This window comes from Streptomyces sp. ISL-98 (genome assembly GCF_018614055.1).
Classification (GTDB): domain Bacteria; phylum Actinomycetota; class Actinomycetes; order Streptomycetales; family Streptomycetaceae; genus Streptomyces; species Streptomyces spiramyceticus.
Map to the genome: position 1 here is coordinate 1 of NZ_JAGGPB010000117.1, position 7485 is coordinate 7485.

Genomic DNA, 7485 nt, shown 5'->3' on the forward strand with positions numbered 1-7485 from the left:
CTCCGCCCCCAGCCCCGACCACGCCGAAGCCGCCCGCCCCCACTCGTGACGCCGCCTCCACCGTCGAGGCCTACTTCGATGCCATCAACGAGCGCGACTACCGACGGGCGTGGGACCTCGGAGGCAAAAACCTTGGCGACCCTTCCTACTCGTCCTTCGCGGCAGGGTTTGCCGATGTTGAACACGACACCGTTCACATCCTTGATGTCAGCGGCGGGATCGTAACTGTCACGATCGATGTGCTGCGGCCGGATGGGACCGAGCAGTCCTACGAGGGCACTTACACAGTCAGAGGCGGGGTCATAGTTGACGCCGCCATACGTCTCGTGGAACCGCCGGCGCCGCCGGACGAACCCGAGAGCACCTACCCGCCGGGGCCTTCCGCAGATGAGCCCGACGTCGACTGTGAGGACCTTCCGGGACCCGTCTGGGTCGGCTCGTCCGACCCCCATCGCCTCGACGCCGACGGTGACGGCATCGGCTGCGAATGGAACTGACAGCGCAGGCGCAAAATCGTTCGCGCTCGCCGCCGCTCGTGGTCAGGATCGGGGGATGTCCACCTTTCTGGAGACCGAACGCCTGGTGCTGCGCGCCTTCCACGAGGGCGATCTGGAGCGGCTCGTCGATCTCGACAGTGACCCTGATGTGATGCGTTTCCTCAACGGGGGGCGGCCGAGTTCTCGGGCGTTCGTCGTGGAGCGGGTGCTGCCGCAGATGTTGAAGAATTATTCGTGCATGGGGGCACGTGGTTACTGGGCTGCCGAGGAGAAGGCGACCGGGCGGTTCCTGGGCTGGTTCGAGTTCCGGCCTGTGGAGGAGGGCAGTGCCGACGTCGTCGAGCTCGGGTATCGGCTCAACAAGGCCGCCTGGGGCAAGGGATACGCCACCGAAGGCGCGCGTGCGCTCGTGCGCAAGGGGTTTGCCGAGCTCGGTGTGCAGCGGGTCACGGCTGACACCATGTCCGTCAACTCCCGTTCGCGGCGCATGATGGAGAAAGCCGGGCTGGTTTACGTACGCACCTGGTTCGGGGACTGGCCGGAGAGCATCGAAGGCTCCGAGCACGGCGAAGTCGAGTACGCCCTGAGCAAGGAGGAGTGGAGGGCGGCCGCGGTGGACTGCTGACCCCGCTCCGCACGGTGCGCCCAGCTGCCAACAGTTGCCCGATCGTGTGCTTGTCGTGACCCTGACCAGGGATGATTACGTCCCGTGTTCACGAACCTCGTCACCCCCATCGGTCTCGCCTGCCTCGCCTGGGCCGTCGTGTACGTCGCCCGTATCGCCTGGCGCAACCGGCAGGCCAAGGCCGGCATCGACGCCGCCGCCTACGGTCTCGTCCCCCGCTCCGAGCTCGACCCGCACCGCCCCGGGCCGCCCCGCGACGAGCCCGGGCTGCGGGTCGCCGTCGAGGCGGCGTGTGACGGGAAGTGGGAGCCCGTCGCCGCGCTGCTCGCCTCGGCCGGGGAGGACTGGGAGCTGCGCTGGCGGCTCGTCTCCGTGTTCGCGGACGTTGCCGTCGAGGACGAGCGCTGGCTGCGGATCTGGCGCGCGGAGCAGCCGCGGGACGCGGACGCCGTCGTCGTACACGCGCATGCGCTGGTGCTGCGGGCCTGGGAGGCGCGCGGCGCGAACTACGCCCACCAGACGTCGGACGAGCAGATGGCACTCTTCAGCGAGCTGCTGCCCACCGCTATGTACGCCGCCCAGGAGGCGGCCAGGCTGGCGCCGCGCGACCCGTCACCGTGGATCACGATGGTCGCCGCCGCGCGCGGACTCGGCCTGTCGCACGACGAGTTCCGGCAGTTGTGGGCGGAGCTGACCGCCCGTGCGCCGCATCATTACGAGGCGCACTGGCAGGCGCTCCAGTACTGGTGCCAGAAGTGGTACGGCTCGCACAAGCTGATGTTCAAGTTCGCCAGGGAGGCGATGGAGGCCGCCCCGGCCGGGAGTCTGCTGTCCGGGATGTACCTGCACGCCGTGTACGAAGCCGTGCGTCAGGACGGCGACGAGGCGTACCGCACCTGGGCCACCAAACGCGTGCTGACCCGTGTCGAGGCCGACATCGCGCAGGCGGCCCCCGACCACCGACGGCTCCCCGAGATACGGCACCTGCTCGCCGCCGTACTCGTGAAGACCGGGCGGTACAAGGAGGCCCTGGCGCAGTTCCGGCTGCTCGGTGGCTGGTGCGGGGCAGAGCCGTGGAACGACCAGCAGGACGCGGCCCTGGCGTTCGATCAGGCCCGTGGCCTTGCCGCGCTGGGGGCGGGCCGCCGCCCGTAAGCGTTTCCGCTCACCTCAGCGTTCCGCTCACCCCGCCGACTGCCGCATCCTCGCCGCCGTCTGCGCCGCGTCGTACCCCGGAGCAACACCCTCGACCAGGACCACATCACCCGTGATGTGCTTCGTACGCAGCGGCAGGATCTCCTGGTACGCCTCTGAGTTGTACCAGGCACGCGCCTTCTCGATGCCCGGGAAGCCGATGATCACCAGGTAGCCCGGCCACTCCCCCTCGCGGACTTCGACTTCCGTCCCGTGGACGAGGAAGTGTCCGTCGAAGGGGTCGAGGGTGGCCTGGATGCGCTCCATGTACTCGAAGATGTCCTCGTGCGGGGCGATGGCCCGAAGATGACCGATTGCGTAGGCGCTCATGCGTGCTGCTCCCTCGTGGTGGCTGGTGACTCAGATCCTGCCGGGCGACTCCATGACCGTCGATTACGCCTCAGGTAATCGCCTGATCGCCGGCGTCAGATCGTCGCCGCGTCGATCACGAAGCGGTAGCGGACATCGCTCGCCAGCACCCGCTCGTACGCCTCGTTGATCTGGTCGGCGCGGATCAGTTCGATCTCCGCGCCGAGCCCGTGCTGCGCGCAGAAGTCGAGCATTTCCTGCGTCTCGGCGATCCCGCCGATCATCGATCCGGCGAGCGTCTTGCGGCCGCCGATCAGCGAGAACATGTTGAGCGAGTTCGGCTCCTCCGGCGCACCGACGTTCACGAACGCGCCGTCCGTCTTGACCAGGCTCAGGTACGCGTCCATGTCCAGCGGCGCGGACACCGTGGAGACGATCAGGTCGAAGGTGCCCGCGAGCTCCTCGAAGGTCTTCGGGTCGCTCGTCGCGTAGAAGTGGTCGGCGCCGAGCTTCAGCCCGTCCTCCTGCTTGCGCAGGGTCTGGCTGAGTACGGTCACCTCGGCGCCCAGCGCGTGCGCGATCTTCACGCCCATGTGGCCGAGGCCGCCGAGCCCGACGACGGCGACCTTCTTGCCCGGTCCCGCGTTCCAGTGGGCAAGCGGCGAGTAGAGGGTGATGCCGGCGCACAGCAGCGGTGCGGCGACGTCGAGGGAGATGCCCTCGGGGATACGGACGGTGTAGTTCTCGTCCACGACGATGTGGGTGGAGTAGCCGCCGTAGGTGGGCTCCCCGTTCTTGTCGAGGGCGTTGTACGTTCCGGTCGCGCCCCGGACGCAGTACTGCTCAAGGCCCTCCTTGCAGTACGCGCACTCCCGGCACGAGTCCACGAAGCAGCCGACCCCGACCCGGTCGCCGACGGCGTACTTGCTCACGCCCGAGCCGACTTCGGTGACGACACCGGCGATCTCGTGGCCCGGAACCATGGGGAAGATGCCCTCGCCCCAGCCGTCCCTGGCCTGGTGGATGTCGGAGTGGCAGATACCCGCGTACTTGATCTCGATGAGTACGTCGTGCTCGCCGACCGGGCGGCGGGGCACGGAGGTCTTCTCCAGCGGGGCATTGGCGGAGGCTGCGGCGTATGCGGCAACAGAAGTGGTGGTCATGGCATCGAGGCTGCCTGACCTGCGGGCATTCACCCAGAGCCCTGTTGTGCCTACGTCCGCTGTGCGTACTACTGGCGGGGTCAGGCTCATCGTCGTACGACCGGGAATACTGGACTCCATGGACCAGCGCGCCGAACTGAGTGAGTTCCTCCGCTCCCGCCGTGCGCGGCTCAAGCCCGAGGACGTCGGCCTGCCCGACTTCGGCAGGCACCGCCGCGTCCCCGGCCTGCGCCGCGAGGAGCTGGCGCAGCTTGCCGGGGTCTCGGTGGCGTACTACACGCGCCTCGAACAGGGCAACGGACGCAACGTGTCCACGGAGGTACTGGACGCGATCGCCCGCGCCCTGCGCCTGTCCGACGCCGAGAGCGCCCACCTCACGCACCTCGCCAAGCCGATGCACAAGAAGAAGCGTCCGGCACGGCCGCAGCGCCTGCGGTCCGGCATCCAGCACCTGATGGACGCGATGGACGGGGTACCGGCGTACGTCGTGGGGCGGCGCACGGACATTCTCGGCTGGAACCGGCTGGCCTGCGCGCTGCTCGGCGACTTCGCCGCCCTCCCGCCGGAGGAGCGCAACATCGCCCGCCTCGTCTTCCTGGACCCCAACTCCCAGGACTTGTACGCCGACTGGGAGTACAAGGCGGGCGAGGTCGTCAAGTACCTGCGGCTGGACGCCGGCTGCCATCCGGACGATCCGCTGCTCTCCGCGCTCGTCGGCGAGCTCTCGGTGAAGAGTGATCGGTTCAGGAGCCTGTGGGCCGCGCACGACGTGAAGGACAAGGGCCACGGCACGAAGCGGCTGCGCCACCCCCTGGTGGGTGAACTGACCCTGTCGTACGAGACGTTGAGGCTGCCCGACGACCAGGAACAGTCCCTGGTCACCTACCACGCGGAGCCTGGCTCGCCCTCGCAGGAGTCCCTGCGGCTGCTGGCGAGCTGGGGCACGGAGGTGGGGGCGGCGGAGGTACGTACGTAAAACACCGCTGGTACGGCGGCGAGTCACGGCTGGTACGGCGGCGCCACGCCCCAGCCCCAGCGCGGGACCGGCGCTCTGCGCGGCGGGTTGGCGCCCGGCTGCGAGTTGGTGAGGGCGATGCGGGTGCCCCACTCGACGTACGCGGCGAAGGCCGAGCGGAACTCCGGGTCGTCGGGCAGGCCCGTCTCGTCCGCCGCGTCCATCAGCAGCGACACCCAGCGGCGGCGTTGCTGCTCGGTGATGGCCTTGTCGAGGTGGTGGGCGAGCATGGCGGGGTAGCCGCCGTTCTCCTCGGTGTAGCGGGCGGGGCCGCCGAAGACCTCGCCGAGCCAGCGTGCGACGTGGGCGGGGTGGTCGGGGGACATGCCTTCGAAGACCGGGGCGAGGATCTCGTCCTTGCGTACGCGGGTGTAGAACGCGTCGGTGAGCCGTTCAAGGGCTTCGGCGCCGCCGGCCCAGGTGTAGAGGGAGGGCACGGACCCGCCGGTGCCGTGCACGGCGGTGGGTGCGTAGTGCCGCATCTCCTCGATCTGCTCGACGTACGGGCGGACCTCGGCGAAGAAGGCCTTGAACTGCTCGCTGCGGCGGAAGCCTTCGAGGTGGTCGTGGGTGGAGGTCCAGACGATGCGCAGGATGTAGCTCTCGGGCTCCTCCTCGCAGCGCGCGAGCTCGTAGTCGACGCACTGGGGCGACTGGCTGAGCGGTACGGAGGCGCGGGCGTAGGCGGCCTCGAACTCCGCGGCGCGGCCCTCGGGAATGCGGTATCGGATGTACTCGACGGTCATGTGCGTTTCTCCCTGAGAGATGATGTGTACATGAACGATTCACGGGGGCAGCAGCACTATCCCTACCAGCAGCCCGGCCCTTACCAGCAGCAGTATCCGTACGCGCCGCAGCAGCCGCAGTACCAATCGCAAAACCAGGCGCAGTACCGTGCGACGCCTTATCAGGCGCCTCGCCCCGCCGGGGACGGGCGGCGGGTGTGCGCCGTCGTCATCGACGCGGCGCTCGTCTTCGTCGTGGCGCCGCGTGTCCTGCCGCACGGTTACGACGGCCTGGTGGACGGCCGCCCGGCATTCGGCGCCATCCTCGCGTGCGTGGTCGGGGTCTCCTTCGCCAACCAGTACCTCCTGACGCTGCTGACGCGGGCGAGCGTGGGCAAGCTACTGGTCGGCATACGCGTGGTGCGCGCATCCGACGGCGGCCGCCCCGGCCCCCTGCGCACGCTCCAGCGCTGGCTGGCGGGACTGTGCTGGGTGCCGATGCAACCCTGGTACTGGATACGGGACTTGTGGCGGGGGCTGAGCAGGACGCCGGGGACTCCGCGAGGGACGGTGCGGGACAACTGGGAGGGCGAGCTGTACGAGGATGTGGCGGGGCTGCGCTATGTCCGGCGGCGGGATCTGGTGGCGGGGCGACAGGGGTAGGTGCGGGCCGCTGCGCGGGGCTGTTCCCNNAGGGGAAACCTAAACCTTCGCCTGGAAAACCCCGCTCCCCCGCTCCCGCCCGTACCCCAGTCCCTCATTCACCACCCGCATCGGACCGTTCTCGTCCGCCACAGTCGTCCCGATCTGCCGAACCCCCGGGTACGCCTCCGCCAGCACCCGCAGCATCCGCAGCTTCACCGCCCGCCCCAGACCCCGCCCCCGGTGCCCGGGCACGACCACCGTGTCGTACTGGAGCGCGCGTACGTCCGACGGGTCGCGCAGCACCAGTTCCGTGTACGCGGCCACCTCGCCCAGGGGGTCGACGGCGGCAACCGTGAGCATCGCACCGCCGCGGTCGACGATCACCTGGCCCGCGGCCCGCATCCGCTCCGCGTCCCAGACCGGCGTCGCCTCGTCCATGTCGCCACTCGGTGCGTCCTCCATCGCGGCATGTGCGACCGCCGCCGCGTCGGCGAGGTGGTCGGGGACGACCCCCGGCCAGTCCACGAAGGCGTAGCCGTCGGGGAGTTCGCCGTCCGGGCGCGGCAGCGTCGTGTCCTGTACGTACCAGGTGATCGGGAGCACGTTCTCGAAGTCACGCGCGGTCGCGAACCTCTCGCCCGTGCCCCCGAGTTCCAGGACGGCGGACACGGACGTACGCCCCGCCGCGGCCAGTTCGCCGCGCACCGCCTCCCACAGCTGCGCCCCGACTCCGCGCCCTCGCGCGTCGGGCCGTACCGCCAGGGTGTCGAGGGACGCGGTGTGCTCATTGCCCGGGTCCGAGAGGAGGAGCAGCGAGGCGACGCCTTCGTATGCGTACGCACCGTCGGCCGCCGGCACCACGAAGTTGACCACGCGTCCACGCGCCGACGGCACTTGGAGCTTGCCCGCACTCTCGGCGCGTCCCGGCGCCGGGACGCCGGCCGGCAGGTCGTGGGTGTGGGCGGCGGTGACGACGGAGTGCCAGGCGTCCACGTCGACGTCGGATGGGGAGGTTCCCAAAGTGATCGGCATGCATGGGAACGTACGCGCGAACCCAACGGGCCGCACACGAGTTGTACGTTTCGAATCCCCGTCCGATCCGCAGGAGGTCGTAGAACGGTCACATGATGTGGCCCGCGTTCTCCGTCACCGTGACCCGCCCCTTGCGGATGGTCGCAAGGCGCGGGGCGCGGCGGGCGAGCGCCGTGTCGTGGGTGACCATGATGAAGGTCAGCCCGTGTTCCTTCCACTGCCCTTCGAGCACCTCCATGACCTCGTCGCGCATCGACTCGTCGAGGTTGCCGGTGGGCTC

At 69.4% G+C, this 7485-nt stretch carries 9 protein-coding genes and 1 pseudogene; 5 read left to right on the top strand and 5 right to left on the bottom strand.

Annotated features, from left to right (window positions below; all coding sequences use genetic code 11):
* The 3 genes from J7I98_RS42110 to J7I98_RS40360 form a co-directional block, all read left to right on the top strand.
* On the top strand, nucleotides 1–497 hold a 497-nt coding region (locus J7I98_RS42110; RefSeq protein ID WP_251021921.1), incomplete at its 5' end, for an excalibur calcium-binding domain-containing protein.
* A gap of 55 nt (nucleotides 498–552) precedes the next feature.
* Nucleotides 553–1122, top strand: coding sequence for a GNAT family N-acetyltransferase (locus J7I98_RS40355; protein ID WP_214930027.1), 570 nt, complete (start codon nucleotides 553–555; stop codon nucleotides 1120–1122).
* 84 nt (nucleotides 1123–1206) lie between these two features.
* A complete protein-coding gene (locus J7I98_RS40360) occupies nucleotides 1207–2277 on the top strand; it encodes a hypothetical protein (protein ID WP_214930028.1) in 1071 nt (356 codons plus the stop codon).
* Between the two features lie 27 nt (nucleotides 2278–2304).
* Here the strand turns inward: J7I98_RS40360 and J7I98_RS40365 are convergent, their stop codons facing one another.
* A complete protein-coding gene (locus J7I98_RS40365) occupies nucleotides 2305–2646 on the bottom strand; it encodes a DUF1330 domain-containing protein (protein ID WP_214930029.1) in 342 nt (113 codons plus the stop codon).
* Nucleotides 2647–2741: 95 nt separating this feature from the next.
* Nucleotides 2742–3788, bottom strand: a complete 1047-nt coding sequence (locus J7I98_RS40370) for an NAD(P)-dependent alcohol dehydrogenase (RefSeq protein ID WP_214930030.1) — start codon at nucleotides 3786–3788, stop codon at nucleotides 2742–2744.
* Nucleotides 3789–3906: 118 nt separating this feature from the next.
* Between J7I98_RS40370 and J7I98_RS40375 the strand changes: the two genes are divergently transcribed.
* A complete protein-coding gene (locus J7I98_RS40375; protein ID WP_214930031.1) occupies nucleotides 3907–4764 on the top strand; it encodes a helix-turn-helix domain-containing protein in 858 nt (285 codons plus the stop codon).
* A 23-nt stretch (nucleotides 4765–4787) separates the two neighbouring features.
* Here the strand turns inward: J7I98_RS40375 and J7I98_RS40380 are convergent, their stop codons facing one another.
* On the bottom strand, nucleotides 4788–5549 hold the full coding sequence (locus J7I98_RS40380) for a group II truncated hemoglobin (RefSeq protein ID WP_214930032.1): 762 nt from the start codon (nucleotides 5547–5549) through the stop codon (nucleotides 4788–4790).
* A 30-nt stretch (nucleotides 5550–5579) separates the two neighbouring features.
* On the opposite strand from J7I98_RS40380, the gene J7I98_RS40385 reads away from it, so the two are divergent.
* Nucleotides 5580–6191: an RDD family protein gene (locus J7I98_RS40385; RefSeq protein ID WP_214930033.1), complete on the top strand. Its 612-nt coding sequence runs from the start codon at nucleotides 5580–5582 to the stop codon at nucleotides 6189–6191.
* A gap of 39 nt (nucleotides 6192–6230) precedes the next feature.
* On the opposite strand, the gene J7I98_RS40390 is transcribed toward J7I98_RS40385, so the two are convergent.
* Complete coding sequence (locus J7I98_RS40390) at nucleotides 6231–7205, bottom strand: GNAT family N-acetyltransferase (protein WP_214930034.1); 975 nt, start codon at nucleotides 7203–7205, stop codon at nucleotides 6231–6233.
* 88 nt (nucleotides 7206–7293) lie between these two features.
* Nucleotides 7294–7485: pseudogene (locus J7I98_RS40395) on the bottom strand (ABC transporter ATP-binding protein); the annotation flags it as partial.